12 protein-coding genes are annotated in these 18566 nt (G+C 72.5%); 1 reads left to right on the top strand and 11 read right to left on the bottom strand.

Features of this window, described 5'->3' with window-relative positions:
* Nucleotides 1–139: 139 nt before the first annotated feature.
* Nucleotides 140–652 carry a hypothetical protein gene (locus IG74_RS0111540; RefSeq protein ID WP_030673934.1) on the bottom strand — a complete coding sequence of 171 codons (513 nt, stop codon included), beginning with the start codon at nt 650–652 and terminating at the stop codon, nt 140–142.
* A 282-nt stretch (nt 653–934) separates the two neighbouring features.
* A complete protein-coding gene (gene proB, locus IG74_RS0111535) occupies nt 935–2041 on the bottom strand; it encodes a glutamate 5-kinase (protein WP_030673932.1) in 1107 nt (368 codons plus the stop codon).
* A 353-nt stretch (nt 2042–2394) separates the two neighbouring features.
* Between proB and IG74_RS0111530 the strand changes: the two genes are divergently transcribed.
* The gene (locus tag IG74_RS0111530; RefSeq protein WP_030673930.1) at nt 2395–4476 is read left to right on the top strand and encodes a membrane protein; all 2082 of its coding nucleotides are present in this window, start codon (nt 2395–2397) and stop codon (nt 4474–4476) included.
* A gap of 90 nt (nt 4477–4566) precedes the next feature.
* Here the strand turns inward: IG74_RS0111530 and obgE are convergent, their stop codons facing one another.
* From obgE to IG74_RS0111485, 9 genes are all read right to left on the bottom strand, one after another.
* Nucleotides 4567–6015: a GTPase ObgE gene (obgE, locus tag IG74_RS0111525; protein ID WP_030673928.1), complete on the bottom strand. Its 1449-nt coding sequence runs from the start codon at nt 6013–6015 to the stop codon at nt 4567–4569.
* Nucleotides 6016–6145: 130 nt separating this feature from the next.
* The gene (gene rpmA / locus IG74_RS0111520) at nt 6146–6400 is read right to left on the bottom strand and encodes a 50S ribosomal protein L27 (protein ID WP_010986870.1); all 255 of its coding nucleotides are present in this window, start codon (nt 6398–6400) and stop codon (nt 6146–6148) included.
* 14 nt (nt 6401–6414) lie between these two features.
* The gene (gene rplU, locus IG74_RS0111515) at nt 6415–6735 is read right to left on the bottom strand and encodes a 50S ribosomal protein L21 (RefSeq protein ID WP_030673925.1); all 321 of its coding nucleotides are present in this window, start codon (nt 6733–6735) and stop codon (nt 6415–6417) included.
* 197 nt (nt 6736–6932) lie between these two features.
* Nucleotides 6933–8297 (bottom strand): phospholipase D-like domain-containing protein, encoded by a 1365-nt coding sequence (locus IG74_RS0111510; RefSeq protein WP_030673922.1) that lies wholly within the window; start codon nt 8295–8297, stop codon nt 6933–6935.
* A 197-nt stretch (nt 8298–8494) separates the two neighbouring features.
* A complete protein-coding gene (locus IG74_RS0111505) occupies nt 8495–12658 on the bottom strand; it encodes an Rne/Rng family ribonuclease (RefSeq protein WP_030673919.1) in 4164 nt (1387 codons plus the stop codon).
* A 248-nt stretch (nt 12659–12906) separates the two neighbouring features.
* On the bottom strand, nt 12907–13725 hold the full coding sequence (locus IG74_RS0111500) for a TIGR03936 family radical SAM-associated protein (RefSeq protein WP_030673916.1): 819 nt from the start codon (nt 13723–13725) through the stop codon (nt 12907–12909).
* 43 nt (nt 13726–13768) lie between these two features.
* Entirely contained in the window at nt 13769–14902 is a 1134-nt protein-coding gene (locus tag IG74_RS0111495) for a hypothetical protein (RefSeq protein WP_234334312.1), read from the bottom strand.
* 66 nt (nt 14903–14968) lie between these two features.
* A complete protein-coding gene (locus IG74_RS0111490; protein WP_030673909.1) occupies nt 14969–16894 on the bottom strand; it encodes a TIGR03960 family B12-binding radical SAM protein in 1926 nt (641 codons plus the stop codon).
* Nucleotides 16895–16988: 94 nt separating this feature from the next.
* Entirely contained in the window at nt 16989–18560 is a 1572-nt protein-coding gene (locus IG74_RS0111485; protein ID WP_030673905.1) for a CYTH and CHAD domain-containing protein, read from the bottom strand.
* Nucleotides 18561–18566 lie beyond the last annotated feature (6 nt).

The following is an 18566-nucleotide window of genomic DNA, read 5'->3' as shown; positions in this document are numbered from 1 at the left end:
AACCTCGCCGGTGGGGGCGCCTTCAGGGTGGACCGCACCACGTTGTCGGGCGTCTGCGGTTTCGTCGTGGCCGGTCGCGCCCACGCGGCGGCGCCGCACGTCGAAACGGTCCCGCGCCCCTACGGGGCGCTCCCCCTGCTCAGAAGGGGTGGACGCCGACGGGCGTCGCGGGCAGCGGCCCGTACCCCTCCGCGATCCGCTGGTGGTAGGTGTCGCGGTCGATCACTTCGAGGCCGACGATCTCCCAGGGGGGAAGCTGTGCGGTCTGCCGGTGCTCGCCCCACAGGCGCAGCGCGACCGCCGCGGCGTCGTGCAGGTCGCGGGCCTCTTCCCAGTAGCGGATCTCCGCGTGGTCGTGGGCGTACCGGCTGGTCAGCAGAAAGGGGTGGTCGTGGGCGAGCTGTTCGAGGCCCCGCCTGACCTCCTGGAGCGGAGTCCTGGCGCCGGAGACGCTGAGGGTCACGTGCCACAGGCGCGGCGCCTCGGCGCGCTCGCCGCCCGTGTCGTGGGGGCTCTCGTCCGTCTGCCGCGCCTCTGACTCCCGGTCGTGGCCCTCGCCCGCCTCCTCGGCGTACGTCGCCCCCGCGGCGACGCTCGTCAGGGCGCGCTCAGCCGACCCGCGGGACGCCGCCCCTGGGCGCACTCGTCTCACGACGGCCTCCTTCAACCAGTGCTGATGCGGATACGCAACGGTCGTTACGCAACGGTCGTGCGGAACTGCCTTGCCACAAAGTTGAGCAGGACAAGCGGTCTCTCGGGGCGATTTTCCGGAGTTTCCCCTCGGGCGGGCCGGTCCCGGGACGGCGTTCGCGCCTGTTTTCGGCCTGTTTTCCGCTGGTGTCGGTGGGGTCGGCGGGGATAGCGGGGCAGGACGCACAGGGGTTCGGGCGGGGCGCGGCCCGGCGGCCCCGGTCCCGGCCCTGGCCCCGGCGCCTCAGGGGTGCAGGACCACCAGGTCGTCCCGGTGGATCACTTCGCGCTCGTAGGCGGGGCCGAGCTCGCGGGCGAGCTCGCGCGTGGAGCGGCCGAAGAGCCGGGGCAGCTCCTTGGCGTCGAAGTTCACCAGGCCGCGGGCGACGGCGCGCCCCGAGGGGTCCCGCAGCTCCACCGGGTCGCCCGCGATGAAGTCGCCCTCGACGGCCGCGATGCCCGCGGGCAGCAGCGACTTGCGGCCCTCCACGACCGCGCGGACGGCCCCGTCGTCGAGCGTGAGCGCGCCCCGGGGCGCGGAGGCGTGCTGGAGCCACAGCAGCCGGTCCGCCGAGCGGCGCCCGGTGGCGTGGAAGTACGTGCCCGTGTCCCGGCCCGCGAGTGCGTCCGAGGCGTGGCTCGCGGAGGTCAGGACGACGGGGATGCCCGCGGCCGCGGCGATCCGGGCGGCCTCGACCTTGGTGACCATGCCGCCGGTGCCGACGCCCGCCTTGCCCGCGCTGCCGATCTTGACGTGCGCGATGTCGGCGGGGCCGCGCACCTCGCCGATGCGCGCCGTGCCCGCGGCCGCGGGGTCGCCGTCGTACAGGCCGTCGACGTCCGAGAGCAGGACGAGCAGGTCGGCGCGGACGAGGTGGGCGACGAGGGCGGCGAGCCGGTCGTTGTCGCCGAAGCGGATCTCGTCGGTCGCGACGGTGTCGTTCTCGTTGACGACCGGCAGGGCGCCCATGGCGAGGAGCTTGTCGAGGGTGCGCGAGGCGTTGCGGTGGTGGGCGCGGCGGCTGGTGTCGTCGGTGGTGAGCAGGACCTGCCCGACGCGGATGCCGTAGCGCGCGAAGGAGGCCGTGTAGCGGGCCATGAGCAGGCCCTGGCCGACGCTGGCCGCGGCCTGCTGGCGGGCCAGGTCCTTGGGGCGCCGGCGCAGGCCGAGCGGCGCGAGCCCGGCCGCGATGGCGCCGGAGGACACGAGCACGATCTCGTGCTCCCCCCCGCTGCGGTGTCTGGCCAGCACGTCGACGAGCGCGTCAACGCGATCCGCGTCGAGGCCGCCCGAAGCGGTGGTCAGCGAGGAGGACCCCACTTTGACGACGACCCGGTGAGCCTCTGCCACGCCCTGCCTAGTCACGCGCTTCCCCAAATGATCCCGATGCTGCTGGCCCTGCGAATCTACGCGAAGACGGGGGCCCGGCGCCCCGGCGTTCCGGCCGGTGGACCACGCGGGGGCGTCCGGCCGGCCGCACGGGGGCGGCAAGCAGCCACGCGGTGGAATTCCGGCCCCCGCACCCCGTGACCTTTGCCCCTATATGCGGTGATTAGCATCACGGAAGATTGCTAGGGAGGCACCCGGCGTCATACGGTCAGGGGTCTTCTACTCATCCGGATGCGCGATGACCTCGTCCGCTCGCCCGGATTCCCGCACCGCCCCCGCCCTGTCCGACCGCCCCCCGCCAGGAGCTCAAGCCCGTGCCCTCCGCCGGACTCGCCAACCGCCGCATCGTGCAGCTCACCGCGCTGCTGACGATGTTCGCACTCTTCGCGGCTCAGCTCGCCACCGCGCTGATCCCGTACGTCCCGGTGTTCATCGCCGCCTCCGCGGCGAACCTCGCGCTCGACATCTACCTGCAGTACAAGCAGCCGGGGCTGCTCTCGCTGCTCGGCAAGGTCCGCTTCGACGTCATCGTCCGGCAGCTGCTGCGGGACATGCTGATCCTGGTCGGCCTGCTGCGCATCGACGGCATCGAGCCGCTCTCCGAGCAGTCGCCGCTGACCATCTCGCTGCTCGTCTTCTTCGCGCTGCACTTCACCTGCACGGCCACCGCCGTCATGGTCCGCCGCAGCCGTCAGCTGCCGGTGGTCACGCGGAACATCGACACCTCCGCGCTGCACCTCACCGCCGCGCCGCCGCGCCTGCTGGCCCGCCAGCACGCGCGCCGCCTGCTCCTGTTCTCGGTGCCGACGACCCTGGGCCTGCTGCTCACGGCGGCCACCACCGACGCGTACTGGGGCGGCATCGGCCTCGGCATCTCCCTCGCGCTCCTGGGCGGCAGCGTCGCCTACCTCGCGACCTGGCTGTTCCCCAAGAAGCGCGCCAAGAACACCGAAGCGGTCATGGAGTGGCTCGACCAGTGGCTGGCCGACTACCAGCCGACGGTCGGCATGTACTTCTCCGGCGGCACCACGTCCGCGTACCAGGCCAACATGTGGCTCTCCACGCTCTCGCAGCTCGACGGCAACCCGCTGATCGTCCTCCGCGAGCGCTTCATGGTCCAGAAGATCGACTCCACGGACGTGCCGATCATCTGCTTCCCGAAGGTCGCCACGATGTTCTCCCTGGAGCAGTCGACGCTGAAGATGCTCCTGCACCCGGCGAACGCCGCGAAGACCTCGCAGGTCCTGCGCATCCCGTCGATCAAGCACGCCTTCATCAACCACGGCGAGAGCGACAAGCTCTCCTCCTGCAACCCGTACGCCAAGGCGTACGACGAGGTGTGGGTCGCGGGTCCCGCCGCGCGCGAGCGCTACCAGCTCGCCGACATCGGCGTGGACGACAAGGACGTCGTCGAGGTCGGCCGTCCGCAGCTGTCCCCGATCCGTCCGTACGCGGGCCCGCCCACCGGGTCGCACACGACCGTCCTGTACGCGCCGACCTGGGAGGGCTGGGACGGCAACCCCGGCAACACCTCGGTCATCCTCGCGGGCGAGAACATCGTCCGGCACCTGCTCGCCGACCCCGGCGTGCGCCTGATCTACAAGCCGCACCCGATGACCGGCTCCCAGATCCCGGCCGCGGGCGCCGCCAACGAGCGCATCAAGGCCATGATCCGCGAGGCCAACGCCCAGCGCTCCGGCGCCCGGCCCGGCCCGGAGGCCGAAGCCGAGCTGGTCCGCCGCACCGAGGAGCTGAACCTCCTCACCGCGAAGAAGTTCCGCAGGGGCGCGGACGAGCAGGAGCGCATGATGCTCCAGGGCAAGCCCGACGGCGACATCCGCGCCGCGATCATCGAGGCGACCCTCGCCTGGGAGACCGCGTACTGGGCGGCCCTGCCGGAGTGGGAGCACCAGATCATCACCGAGTCGCGCCCGGCGATCTTCTCCTGCTTCAACCAGGCCGACGTGCTCATCAGCGACGTCTCCTCGGTCGTGTCCGACTGGCTGAGCAGCGAGAAGCCGTACGCCGTCGCCAACACGACCGGGCTGAGCGAGGCGGACTTCCGCGCCGGCTTCCCGACCGTGCGGGCCGCGGCCATCCTGTCGCCCGAGGCGGAGGGCGTGCCCGCGCTCCTGTCCGCCGTGCGCGACCCGCGCCACGACGTGCACGCCGAGGCGCGGGCCGAGCTCAAGGAGCACCTGCTCGGTCCTTCCGACCCGCCCTCCCTCGTCCGCTTCAACGCGGCGGCGATGGAGCTGTGCGCCAAGTCCGAGGCGCGGCGCGTGCGCGCTGCCGCCCGGGTCGCGGCGGAGATCCCCGCGCAGCGGGAGGAGGCCGCGGAGGAGGCTGCCGCGGAGGCGGCCGAGTCGGCCGCGGAGGAGCTGGAGTCGGCGTAGTCCGTACGACGAAGGGGCCCGGAGCGAGTGATTCGCTCCGGGCCCCTTCGCTTGCTCCGGGACGGTTGCTCGGCGCCTGCCAGGCAGCGCCTAGAACGGGTTGAAGTCCTTGAACTCCCGTTCCGACTCGTCGCGCTCGGCGTCGCGGTCGCGGCGGCGCTGGGCCGCGGGACGCGGGGCCTCAAAGCGGTGGTCCTCGCCGCGGCGGCCGAGCATCTCGGCGCCCGCGGACATCGACGGCTCCCAGTCGAAGACGACGGCGTCGTCCTCGGGGCCGATGGCGACGCCGTCGCCCGCGCGGGCGCCCGCCTTCATCAGCTGGTCCTCGACGCCGAGGCGGTTGAGCCGGTCAGCGAGGTAGCCGACGGCCTCGTCGTTGTTGAAGTCGGTCTGGCGGACCCAGCGCTCCGGCTTCTCGCCGCGGACGCGGTACACGACCTCGCCGTCCTCGTCCTCGCGCGTCACGGTGAAGCCCGCGTCGTCGACGGCCTTGGGCCGGATGACGATGCGCGTGGCCTCCTCCTGGGGCTTGGCGGCCCGCGCCCCCGCGACCAGCTCGGCGAGCGCGTACGAGAGCTCCTTGAGGCCCTTGTGGGCGACGGCGGAGACCTCGAAGACGCGGTAGCCGCGCTCCTCCAGGTCGGGCCTGACCAGGTCGGCGAGGTCCTGGCCGTCGGGGATGTCGACCTTGTTGAGGACGACGAGCCGGGGCCGGTTCTCCAGGCCCCCGCCGTACTGCCGCAGCTCGGCCTCGATCACGTCGAGGTCGGAGACCGGGTCGCGGTCCGACTCCAGGGTCGCGGTGTCCAGGACGTGCACGAGCACGCTGCACCGCTCGACGTGGCGCAGGAACTCAAGGCCCAGGCCCTTGCCCTGGCTGGCGCCGGGGATGAGGCCGGGCACGTCGGCGATGGTGTAGACGGTGGAGCCCGCGGTGACCACGCCGAGGTTCGGCACGAGCGTCGTGAACGGGTAGTCCGCGATCTTCGGCTTGGCGGCGGACAGGACCGAGATCAGCGAGGACTTGCCCGCGCTCGGGTAGCCCACGAGCGCCACGTCCGCGACGGTCTTCAGTTCCAGGATCACGTCGCCCGCGCCGCCGGGCACGCCGAGCAGCGCGAAGCCGGGGGCCTTGCGCCGGGCGGAGGCGAGCGCCGCGTTGCCGAGCCCGCCGCGGCCGCCCTGGGCGGCGACGTACGAGGTGCCGTGGCCGACGAGGTCCGCCAGGACGTTGCCCTCGCGGTCCAGGACGACCGTGCCGTCCGGCACCGGCAGGATCAGGTCCTGGCCGTCCTTGCCGGAGCGGTTGCCGCCCTCGCCGGGCTTGCCGTTGGTGGCCTTGCGGTGCGGGCTGTGGTGGTAGTCGAGCAGGGTGGTGACCGACTGGTCGACGACCAGCATCACATCGCCGCCACGGCCGCCGTTGCCGCCGTCCGGGCCGCCCAGCGGCTTGAACTTCTCACGGTGGACGGAGGCACAGCCGTGGCCTCCGTTACCCGCGGCGACGTGCAGCTCGACGCGGTCCACGAAGGTGGTCATGGTTCGGTGCCTCCAGAAACGTACGGGGTTGTCACTGCTTGCTGTGTCTATTCAAAACACGCGAAAGGCGGACCCGCTTCCCGACAGGGAAGTGAGGTCCGCCTCGCGAAAGTTCCGGTCAGAGTGCCGTTCAGGCGACCGGGACGATGTTCACGACCTTGCGGCCGCGGTGGGTACCGAACTCCACCGCACCGGCGTCCAGGGCGAACAGGGTGTCGTCCTTGCCGCGGCCGACGCCCGAGCCCGGGTGGAAGTGGGTGCCGCGCTGGCGGACCAGGATCTCACCGGCGTTGACGACCTGACCGCCGAAGCGCTTCACGCCGAGCCGCTGAGCATTGGAGTCGCGACCGTTCCGGGTGGACGATGCGCCCTTCTTGTGTGCCATCTTGTCTCAGTCCCTTACTTCGCAGCCGTGGGGATGCCGGTGACCTTGATCGCCGTGTACTGCTGACGGTGACCCTGGCGACGGCGGTAGCCGGTCTTGTTCTTGTAGCGCAGAATGTCGATCTTCTGGCCCTTGTGGTGGTCCACGACCTCAGCCGTGACCTTGATGCCGGCCAGGACCCACGGGTCGCTGGTCACGGACTCGCCGTCGACAACGAGCAGGGTCGAGAGCTCGACCGTGTCGCCAACCTTGGCAGTGGAAATCTTGTCAACCTCAACGATGTCGCCGACAGCAACCTTGTGCTGGCGACCACCGCTGCGCACGATGGCGTACACGCGGATCTCTCTCTCGCTCGGAACGGAATCCCCGCAGTCCAGCCGCCCGGCGCGACAGCGCGAACGGCCTCTCCCGGACACTTCTGGGAAATTCCCGGGAGGAAGAAGGTTTACGAGGGTGGGCGCACGTATGGACACGCCGACGGTCAAGATTACGGGGCCCGCCCGTACGGGTCAAACCGGGCCCCGCACAGCGCTCAGCGCGTCGGCTTCTCACCGTCCGGCGGCAGCGGCTTCACGCCCCTGCACAGGTCCGTCTTGTCCTTGGTCCCCGGCCACGCCACCTTCTTCACGCGGTTGAAGTGCTTGAGGTAGGTGTTGTGCACGGCGTCGTCGTCGACCTTCACGATCAGCTCGTCGTTCTCGCGGAGCGCGGGCGCGGTGTAGTTCTGCGAGCCGGTGAAGGACACCTTCTTGATCTTGCCGTCGTACTTGCCGTCGATGAGCACGTACTTGCTGTGGATGATGAACGGCGTGACGAGCTTCTGGCCGGGCCTGAGCGGGTCCCGGTCGTCGTTGTAGCAGCGCAGGGCCGGGCCGCCGGGCTCGTGCAGCCCCTCCCAGGTGCCGGGCTTGCCGTTCTGGCTCTTGGCGCTGTCCGTCTCGGCGTACACGAGCTCGACGGCGCAGCCCGCCTTCTGCAGGGAGACCAGCTTGTCGGCGATCTGCTTGCGGGTGATCTTGAAGATGGAGGCGCGGACCTTGGTGCTGCGCTTGACGCCCTTCGCGTCCTTGTACGTGCACGAGACGTTGTTCAGGACCGAGTACATGGTGTCGGTCTCGTTCACCGTGCCGACGCGCGGGAAGAAGTACGCCTTGTAGCGCCCGCTGCTGACCGTGCGGTAGTCCCAGGCCTCCCAGTTCCTGCCGACCATGTCGGTGAAGTACTCGGAGAACGCGTCGTACATGGCCGGGTTGTCCGGCAGCAGCAGCGCGTCGTTGAAGAACTTGGTGTGCGCCGACGGGGTCGAGTTCGACGTGGTCTGCACGACGACGTCCCGGGCCCCCTTGACCTCGGAGAACAGCCAGAACTTGTTGTGCATGATCGATTTGCCGTACTTCGGGTCGCCGAGGCACGACTTGTTCGGCGGGCACAGCGTGACGAAGGACGACTTGGCCCGGTTGGCGCCGAGCTCGTTCACGAGCGTGGCGTACGCGGTGTTGTCCGGGCGGTCCGTCTTGCTGGTCGAGTCGAGCAGGATCTGTACGTCGACCCCGCGCTTGTGGGCGCTGACGAGCGCCTCGACTATGGGGGCCTCCCACACGTGGTAGACGGCGACCTTGATGGTCGAGCCCGGCACGGCCGCGTCGGTCAGCTCGATGAGCCGGGTGCGGATCGCGTGCTGCTGGTCGACGGTGCCCAGCGGGTCGTTGAAGACCGGGCCCTCGGGCCAGGAGGGCGTCGTGGCGGGCGCGGCGGTGGCGGTGGCCGTGGCCGGCAGGGTGGCGGCCGACAGGACCGTCGCCAGGACCGCGGCCTGGCGCCCTCCCTTGGCGGGCCGTACCGCCCTGTGGCGCCCCGTGCCCCTCAGGCGTATCCCCCGTGGACGTGCTGCCGCCATGTCCATCCCTCCCCTTGCTCAACGGACCGGATGAGTCTTACAGGTATCCGGCTCCGCCACCAAGTGCGGGGTGAAAAGGCGATATCGACAACGGATGGGTGACAGTGGAGCGCGGGAACGCAGGAGCCCCCGCCCGGCGGAATCGCCGGACGGGGGCCCCGAGCTCCTGACCTCTGCGGTCGCTGTGCCCTTACGGGTCAGCTCGCGTCGGCCGAGACGGCGGACGGCGACGACTGCTCGGCCGCCGCGGCCTTCTTGGCGGTGGTCTTCTTCGCCGCCTTCTTGGCCGTCGTCTTCTTCGCGGTCGTCTTCTTGGCCGCGGTCTTCTTGGCCGCCGTCGTCTTCTTGGCCGCCGTCTTCTTCGTGGCGGCCTTCTTGGCGGTGGCCTTCTTGGCCGTCTTGCGCGCCGCCTTCTTGGCGGGCTTGGCCTCGGCGTCGGCCTCGGGGGCCGCTTCCGCGGCCGCCTCTTCGGCGGTCGCGGACGGGGCCTCGGGGGCCTGCTCCACCGGCTTGTCGGCCGGCTTCTCCACCGGCTTGTCCGCCGCGGGGAGGACCACCACGGCCGCGTCCTCCGACGCGGTCGGCGCGGTCGCCTTGCGGACGGCGCGGCGGCGCGGCCGGGCCGGGGCCTCGGCGACGGGCTCGGCGACGGGCTCCACGACCGACTCCGCGACGGGCTCGGCGGCAGCGGCCACCGGCTCCGGCTCGGCCGGTGCCGTCGGCTCCTGCTTGGCGGCCTCAGTGACGACCACCTCGGCGTCGACGGCGGCCTTCGGCGAACCGGCCGGAGCCGATGCCTTACGGGTCGCGCGGCGGCGCGTACGCCCCTTGGGAGCGGCGTCGTCCTCGGCGGCGGGCGCCGGGGCCGAGGCCTCGGTCACCGGGGCGGCCTCGACGGGCGCCGCCTTCTCGGGCGCCGCCTGCGCGGGCTCGGTCTTCGCGGGCTCCTCGGCCTGCACGGACTCGGCCTTCGCGGACTCGGCCTTCTCCGACCGGGTCTTCGCCGAGCCGGACTTGGCCTTCTTGGCCTTGCGTCCGGACTCCGGCCGCTCGGCCTCGGGCGACTGCTCGGGCTGCTCGGCCCGCGCGGTCGCGGCGGGGGCCTCCGCGGTCTGCTCCGACTGCGGCGCGCCCGCCGGAGCCGACGCGCGGCGCGTGGCCCGGCGCCGCGAACGGCCCCGGGTCGCCGCGGCCGCCTCGGCCTCCGCGGCGCTGCTGTACAGCTCCTCGTCCGGCGCGAAGTCGGGCTCGGGCAGCGCCGTCGGCGCGGCGGTCTCCGCCTCGACCTCGGCCGCCGTCTCGGTCGTCGTGTCCTCGGACTCGACGGCCGCGGGGGCCTCGTGCGTGTGCTCGGCACCGCCGCGTCCGCGCTTCTTGCGCTTGCCGCCGCCACCGGCGGACGTCGCCTGGTCCATGTGCACGATCACACCGCGGCCGTTGCAGTGGACGCAGGTCTCGGAGAAGGACTCCAGGAGGCCCTGGCCCACCCGCTTGCGGGTCATCTGGACGAGGCCGAGCGAGGTCACCTCGGCGACCTGGTGCTTCGTACGGTCGCGGCCCAGGCACTCCAGCATCCGCCGGAGGACCAGGTCGCGGTTGGACTCCAGGACCATGTCGATGAAGTCGATGACGACGATGCCGCCCAGGTCGCGCAGCCGGAGCTGGCGCACGATCTCCTCGGCCGCCTCCAGGTTGTTCCTGGTGACGGTCTCTTCGAGGTTGCCGCCCTGACCGGTGAACTTGCCGGTGTTGACGTCGATCACGACCATGGCTTCGGTCTTGTCGATCACCAGCGAGCCGCCGCTCGGCAGCCAGACCTTGCGGTCGAGCGCCTTCGCCAGCTGCTCGTCGATCCGGTACGTCGCGAAGACGTCGACCTCGGACGTCCAGCGCTGGAGCCGGTCCGCCAGGTCGGGGGCGACGTGCGAGACGTAGCCGTGGATCGTCTGCCAGGCGTCGTCACCACTGATGATGACCTTGGAGAAGTCCTCGTTGAAGATGTCGCGGACCACGCGGACGGTCATGTCCGGCTCGCCGTACAGCAGGCTCGGCGAGCTGGTGGTGGTCATCTTCGACTTCTTGAGGATGTCCTCCCACTGCGCCTGGAGCCGCTCGACGTCGCGGCGCAGCTCGTCCTCGCTCGCGCCCTCGGCGGCGGTGCGCACGATCACGCCCGCGTCCTCGGGGACGATCTTCTTGAGGATGGTCTTCAGACGCGCCCGCTCGGTGTCGGGCAGCTTGCGGCTGATGCCGGTCATCGAGCCCTCGGGCACGTAGACCAGGTAGCGGCCGGGCAGCGAGACCTGGCTGGTCAGACGGGCGCCCTTGTGGCCGATCGGGTCCTTGGTGACCTGCACCAGGACCGACTGGCCGGACTTGAGGGCGGACTCGATGCGGCGCGGCCCGTTGGCCATGCCGAGCGCCTCGAAGTTGACCTCACCGGCGTACAGGACGGCGTTGCGGCCCTTGCCGATGTCGATGAAGGCGGCCTCCATCGACGGCAGGACGTTCTGCACCTTGCCCAGGTAGACGTTGCCGACGTACGACGTCGACTGCTCCTTGTTGACGTAGTGCTCGACGAGCACGTTGTCCTCAAGGACGCCGATCTGGGTGCGGTCGCCGTTCTGGCGGACGATCATCTCGCGGTTGACCGCCTCGCGGCGGGCCAGGAACTCGGCCTCGGTGATGATCGGCACCCGGCGGCGGCCCTGCTCGCGCCCCTCGCGGCGGCGCTGCTTCTTGGCCTCGAGACGGGTCGAGCCCTTGATGGACTGCACCTCGTCCGACGGCGCGTCGTCGCTCTTCTTGCGCGGCTCGCGCACCTTCACGACCGTGCGCTCGGGGTCGCCGTCGCCCGGCTCGGACTCGGCGGCGTCACCGGCGCGGCGGCGACGGCGGCGGCGACGGCGGCTGCTGCTGGAGCCGGCCGGGCCGTCAGCGGCGTCGTCGGCCTCTTCGGCGTCCTCCGCGGTCTGCTCGGCGGCGTCCTCGGCGTCCTGCTCCGCCTGCTCGGCGGCGATGTCGGCATCGGCCTCGGCGTCGGCGCTGTCGGCGTCCGCGGACTCGCCGCGACGACGACGGCGGCCACCACGGCGGCGACGGCGGCCCTGGCGCTCGCCGGCCTCCTCGCCATCGGCGGCCTCGGTCTCGGCCTCGGCCTCGGCGTCCTGGGGCTCATCGGCCTCGGGGGCCTCGGGAGCCTCCGTGACCACCGCGGTCTCGACGGGCTGCGGGGCCTCGACGGGCTGCTCGTCGGCGGCACGGCGGCGACGGCGACGGCGCGGGCCCGTCTCCTCCTCGGCGGCGGGCGCGCTCTCGGCCTCGGCCGCCTCGGCGGCGGCAGCGGCGGCGGCGCGCTCCGGGGTCTGGAACATCGGCTCGGTGAACACCGGCGCCTGGAACACGGCGACGGACGGGCGCGCGGGCCGCTGGCCGTCGTCGCCCTTCGCACGCGCCTCGGCGGGCGGCGCGGTGAACCCGGCGGCGGCCTTGCGGGTGGCGCGGCGGCGGGCGCGAGCGGGGCGGGCGGCCTCGGCCTCGGCCTCCGGCTCGGCGGCGGCCTGCGGGGCCTCAGCGGCCTTCGCCTCCGCGGCGGGCGCGGCGGCCGCGCGGGTGGCACGGCGACGGGCGCGGCGGGGCGTCTCGGTCTCGACGGCCGCGGGGGCCTCGGCGGCCGGGGCGGTCTCGGCGGTGGTGGTGTCCGGCACGTCGGCGGTCTCCTCGGCCTGCGGCTCGGCGGCGGGGGCGGCGACGGCGCGGGTGGCACGACGGCGCGCACGACGCGGCGCGGCCTCGACCTCGGCCTCCGGCTCGGCGGCGGCCTCGGGCTCCTCCGCGGCGACCGGCTCGGCGGCCTCGGCGGCGGGCTCCTTCGGGGCCTCGTCAGCGGCCTTGGGGGCACCGGCCGGAGCCGACGCCTTACGGGTCGCACGACGACGCGTACGCGCCGCAGGCGCCGCCTCAACGGTCTCAGCGGCCTCAGCGGTTTCGGCGACCGACGGCTCGACGGCCTCGGCCTGCTCCGCGGCGGCCTCCTTCGGGGCCTCCTCCGCGGCCTTGGGCGCACCGGCCGGAGCCGACGCCTTACGGGTCGCACGACGACGCGTACGCGCCGCAGGCGCCGCCTCAACGGTCTCAGCGGCCTCGGCGACGACGGCCTCGGCGGCCGTCTCGTCCGTCTCCTCGGTGTCCACGTCCACGGTGGCGGGGGCGGCCGGTATGGCCGGAGCGGCGTCCGTGGCGGTGCCCGCGGGCGGTCCCGCGGGGCGCGACGCGGCGCGGCGCCGACGGCGCGGCGGCAGCGTGTCGCTGGGGGTGCTGCTGTTCTGCGATCCCTCAGTGGGGTCGTTCGGCTCAAGCATGCGGGCGGTTCTCCCGTCACGCTCCCGGGCGCCGCGCCGTAAGCCGGACGTACCCGCGGCCCTCGCCTGTCGCGGGGGGCCGCCATCCGAGGGCGTGGGCGCCGCACGGGAGCTGTCTATGTCTTGTCTCGCCGGTTCCGTACGCTCCTGGCGGACGGCCTGGCGAAAGTCTTCTGGTCAGTGCGCTGCCCGACCCAGGTGGCTCCCGAGTACCAAGGGCGGCGCTGCGGTGTTCTCGGCGAACGCCCCTACGCGGGACCTTCCGGCACCGGCGCCGTCGCGGCGGCAGCTGCGGCGGCCCCTGAATCGGGGTGCCGATCGGCCGGGGCGGCCGTGACTGCCTCGCGGTCGGGCGCGAGCGGGTCGGTCACCGTGCCGGTCTCGTCATCGAAAAGCCCCTGCGCCAGCCTGGTCACCGCTGCGGGGACCGGCGGCGCCAGGTCGGCCACAGCTCGGAGACCGGACAGGACGTCGTCGGGTCGGACGGCAGGTGTCACGTGCCGTACAACCAGCCGCAGTATCGCACAGGGCTTGTCGGTCGGCCTATCAGCGACGGAGGCGAGCGCCTCCGGGCCGAGGGCGTCCAGGCTCACGACGGCGGCGCGGGCGTCGAACGTGCGCATCCCGTTCTTCGTGCGGCGCTGGACCTCGACGGTCTCGGCGGCGCGGAAGGCGGCGGCGGCCCGCTCGGCGTCGGCGGTCTCCACGCCGTCAAGACGCAGCTCCCACACGGAGGCGGTCAGCCGGTCGGCGAGGCCGGAGACACGGGCCTCGACGGCGTCCGTGATGTCGAGCCCGGCGGGCAGCGACTCGTTGAGCAGCTCCCGCAGCTTCTGCGGGTCGCGCGGCTCGGTGAGCGCGATCTCCAGATACTCGGCCTCGCTGCCCGTGCCGGTGGGTGCGGCATTGGCGTACGACACCTTCGGGTGCGGGGTGAAGCCCGCCGAGTACGCCATGGGCACCTCGGCGCGGCGCAGCGCCCGCTCGAAGGCGCGCTGGAAGTCACGGTGGCTGGTGAACCGGAGGCGGCCGCGCTTGGTGTAACGCAGACGGATGCGCTGCGCCACGGGCGCGGGCGGCGGGCCTTCGGGCTGTCGCTTGCCCAGTGTCCTAGTCCTTCGTGAGTGGGGTCGTACCGCTACCTAGGGTACGTCCCCGGCCAGTGTCCGGTTCCCGCCGGGCCCCGGGTCCTTCGATGACGGGCGCCTTCTCGCGGGACGTGCCGAACAGCATCCGGCGGAAGTCGGCCCGGGCCTCGCGCACGCTCTCGCGCACGGAGCCGAGCGCCTGCCGGGCGACGTGGCCCACGGCCCGGGCGCCCCGCGCCACCGGGCGCCACAGCGTGTCGCGCACGGCGTGCCCGACCGGGGTGAGGAGGTTCCGGTACACCCAGCGCACCGGCTCCACGACCATCAGCTTGAAGAGGTGGCACAGGAAGCCCCACACGGCCCGCGAGATGTGCCCGGCGATCCGCCATGCGTGTCCGAACGCGTCCCCGATCTCCCCGGCGACGAAGACGACGGCCCGGCCGACCGGCGCAAGCACCCAGCGCCACAGGGCGACCACGGGCACCACGAAGATCCACCGCAAGAGTGTGCCGACGGCGGTCCCGATGCCCCGGACCACCCACCAGATCCCGAGGCCGATCCCCCGCAGCACCCACCAGACGCCCCGGGCGAGCCACGCGATGCCGTGCCCGACGGGCGTCAGGAGGCGCGCGTACAGCCACCGCGCGGGCTCGACCACGAGCACCCGGCCGAGCCAGGCGAGCCCGTGCCCGACCGGGGTGAGCACCCACCGGTACACCCACACGGCGGGTACGACGACCAGCACGTGCCCGAGCCAGAGAAGGCCTAGCCCGATCGGCTTGAGCACGAACCGCCACAGGGCCACCCAGGGCCAGACGAAGAGGGCCTTGCCGACGAAGCCGAGGACGGCGCCGATCCCCCGCCCGAACCAGGCGAGCGCCCGCCCCAGGGGCCGCAGCGCCCGGTCGAACACGAACCGTCCGCACACCACCAGGGCGTCCCACACGATCCGCACCGGCACCACGAGCACCAGGACCACGATCCGCAGCGGCAGCCGCAGCGCCACCACGAGACACCCCTCGGCCCGCGGGGCGGGCTCGGGCGCGCTCTTCGTCAGCCGCACGGGCCCGGCGGCCGCCTCCGGCGCCCGCGCGGGCCACGGCTGCCGCTCCGGCTGCGGCTGCGGCTCCGCCGGGAGCCCCTTCTCAAGGTCCATGCCTACTGAGACGCCGTCACCGACGCCCCGTTCCCCCCGTTTCCGAACTGCGACGAGCGGGGCCCGCTACTTGACGACCGTGAGCGGCAACAGCTTCTTGCCGGTCGGGCCGATCTGGATCTGCGTGTCCATCTGCGGACACACCCCGCAGTCGAAGCACGGGGTCCAGCGGCAGTCCTCGACCTCGGTCTCGTCGAGGGAGTCCTGCCAGTCGTCCCAGAGCCAGTCCTTGTCGAGGCCGGAGTCCAGGTGGTCCCAGGGCAGGACCTCCTCGTAGGTGCGCTCGCGGGTGGTGTACCAGTCGACGTCGACGCCCATCTCGGGCAGCGTCTTGTCGGCGCACTGCATCCAGCGGTCGTAGGAGAAGTGCTCGCGCCAGCCGTCGAAGCGGCCGCCGTCCTCGTAGACGGCGCGAATGACGGCGCCGATGCGGCGGTCGCCGCGGGAGAGGAGGCCCTCGACGATGCCGGGCTTGCCGTCGTGGTAGCGGAAGCCGATGGAACGGCCGTACTTCTTGTCGCCGCGGATCTTGTCGCGGAGCTTGGCGAGGCGGGCGTCGGTCTCCTCGGCGGAGAGCTGCGGGGCCCACTGGAAGGGGGTGTGGGGCTTCGGTACGAAGCCGCCGATCGACACCGTGCAGCGGATGTCGTTCGAGCCGGAGACCTCGCGGCCCTTCTGGATGACGTTCATCGCCATGTCGGCGATCTGGAGGACGTCGTCGTCGGTCTCGGTGGGCAGGCCGCACATGAAGTACAGCTTCACCTGGCGCCAGCCGTTGCCGTACGCGGTGGCGACGGTGCGGATGAGGTCTTCCTCGGACACCATCTTGTTGATGACCTTGCGCATGCGCTCGCTGCCGCCCTCGGGGGCGAAAGTGAGGCCGGAGCGGCGGCCGTTGCGGGTCAGCTCGTTGGCCAGGTCGACGTTGAAGGCGTCCACGCGGGTGGAGGGGAGGGACAGGCCGATCTTGTCCTCGGTGTAGCGGTCCGCGAGGCCCTTGGCGATGTCGCCGATCTCGGTGTGGTCGGCGGAGGAGAGGGAGAGCAGGCCCACCTCTTCGAAGCCGGTGGCCTTCAGGCCCTTGTCGACCATGTCGCCGATGCCCGTGATCGAGCGCTCGCGCACCGGGCGCGTGATCATGCCCGCCTGGCAGAAGCGGCAGCCGCGCGTGCAGCCGCGGAAGATCTCCACGGACATGCGCTCGTGCACCGTCTCGGCGAGCGGCACGAGGGGCTGCTTCGGGTACGGCCACTCGTCCAGGTCCATGACGGTGTGCTTGGACACGCGCCACGGCACGCCGGACTTGTTCGGCACGACGCGGCCGATGCGGCCGTCCGGAAGGTACTCGACGTCGTAGAACGCCGGGATGTAGACACTGCCGGTCCTGGCGAGGCGGAAGAGGACCTCCTCGCGGCCGCCGGGACGGCCCTCGGCCTTCCAGGCGCGGATGATCTCCGTCATGTCGAGCACGGCCTGCTCGCCGTCGCCGATGATCGCCGCGTCGATGAAGTCCGCGATCGGCTCGGGGTTGAAGGCCGCGTGCCCGCCCGCGAGGACGATCGGGTCGTCGAGCCCGCGGTCCTTGGACTCCAGCGGGATGCCCGCGAGGTCCAGGGCCGTCAGCATGTTCGTGTAGCCGAGCTCCGTGGAGAAGCTCAGGCCGAAGACGTCGAAGGCCTTCACGGGGCGGTGCGAGTCGACGGTGAACTGCGGGACCTTGTGCTCCCGCATCAGCTCCTCCAGGTCCGGCCACACGCTGTACGTGCGCTCGGCGAGGACGCCGTCCCGCTCGTTGAGGACCTCGTAGAGGATCATGACGCCCTGGTTGGGCAGACCGACCTCGTACGCGTCCGGGTACATCAGCGCCCAGCGGACATCGCAGGATTCCCACGGCTTGACCGTGGAGTTGAGCTCGCCGCCTACGTACTGGATCGGCTTCTGCACATGCGGGAGCAGGGCTTCGAGCTGCGGGAAAACCGACTCGACAGACATCGCTGGACCTTCGTGAGCTGACAGGGGTGACCCTCAAGCCTAACGTGACCGGGGCCGCGCCCCGTACCTCGATCGGCCCACCCCCGGCGCGCGCTCAGTCGCCGAGCGCCGCCCGCAGCTTCGGTGCCGCCGCCCTGGCCCACACCTCGGGCAGCTCCCGCTCCCGGGCCGCCGCGGCCGCCTCCTCGCGGCCGTACAGCAGGCCCCAGGTGTACGCGGACTCGCCCGCCGCGTGCGCCTGGATCGCCAGGTTCCGCAGGGCCTCGCGGGCGACGACGCTGTCCTGGTGCTCGCCGAGGACGCTCTGCACGGCCTTCATGCGCTTCGCGAAGCGCTTCGCGGGCTTGCCGAGGGCGGGCTTCGCGGCCTCGCCCGCGTACCGGGCGCGCTTGGCCGCCTTGCGGGCCTCGTGCATCGCCGCGTCGCGCTCCTCGCCGGGGGCGAGGGCGAGGGCGTGGTCCACGCGGGCGGCCAGGCGGTCGAAGTCCTTGCGGACCGCCTCGGGCAGGACGTTCCCCGCGGGGGCCGCGGCGGCCTTGCGCAGCGGCGGGTCTGCGAGCAGCGCGTCGACGGCGTCCAGGAGGGCAAGATAGCGCGGCGAGTCGAGGACGGCGACCGTCTTGCGGCGCGATCCGGTGCGGCCCGCGATCGACCAGATCCGCAGGCGGGCGCGGACCGGGCCGAGGCGCAGCGTGCGGGGGACCTCCGCGAGGGCCGTCGTGAGGCGCTCGGTGAGGACCTCGCGGTCGCGGTCCACGCCCAGCTCTCCGGCCAGCCACTTCAGCTCGTCGCCGAGCGGGTCGGTGGCCTCCCTGTCGAGGACCTTCCGGTACGTCTTGAAGGCGCTGCGCATGCGGCGCGTCGCCACGCGCATCTGGTGGACGGAGTCGGGGAGGTCCTGGCGGACGGCGGGGTCCATGGCGATCAGGGCGTCGCGCTGCTCGCGGAGGTAGGCGAGGACGTGGGCGCCGGCTCCGTCACCTGTGCGGGGCTGGGGGTGGGTCACTCGTCCCGCGGGACGACCGCCCGCGGCGAGGACCCCGTCTGCCGTCTCCGACAGCGCCCGGGCCAGCTTCGAGCTCGATGTCGAGCGGCGTACGCCCGCCTTGCGGAGCTTCTTCTCGACCCTGTCCAGGAGTTTCGGGTCCGCCGTCTCCCCCAGTTCGACCTCGATCTCCGTCCAGGCGGTCGCGCCGGGGCCGCCGTGCAGGCGTTCCGCCCGTACGCCGTCGACGCTGACCTCGGCGAGGAGGGTGCCCGACCCGTCCACGAGGTGGCGTACGGCGCGTGCCGAGCGGAGGCGTACGACCGGCACCAGCGGGGTGTCGCGCACGCGGGAGCGGACCAGGCCCGCGAGGGGGCGGGGGACGTCGTCCGACAGGGGGGCGTGGACCTCGTCGCGCACGCCGTCCGCGAGCGCGACGGGGAGCTTCAGGTGCCAGCCCGCGTCGGAGCCGCCGGTGCGGCGGCGCAGGGTGATGGCGGCCTCGGCCAGGCGCTGGTCGGCGGTGTCGTAGTAGACGGCGTCCAGGTCGGCGACGCCCTTGTCGATGACGTCGGCCACCCCGGCGACGCCGCTCAGGTCGGGGAGGCTTCCGTCGGCTCCGGCGTCGTACTTGCGCTCGATCTCGCGGTGCGTCGCAGTCCCGTGCTTCGTGTCCGCCATGAACCG

The sequence above is a fragment of the Streptomyces sp. NRRL B-1347 genome, from assembly GCF_000720325.1.
Lineage (GTDB): Bacteria > Actinomycetota > Actinomycetes > Streptomycetales > Streptomycetaceae > Streptomyces.
Note: the sequence above shows the minus strand (reverse complement) of the source record. Positions and strands in the feature narration are given on the sequence as shown.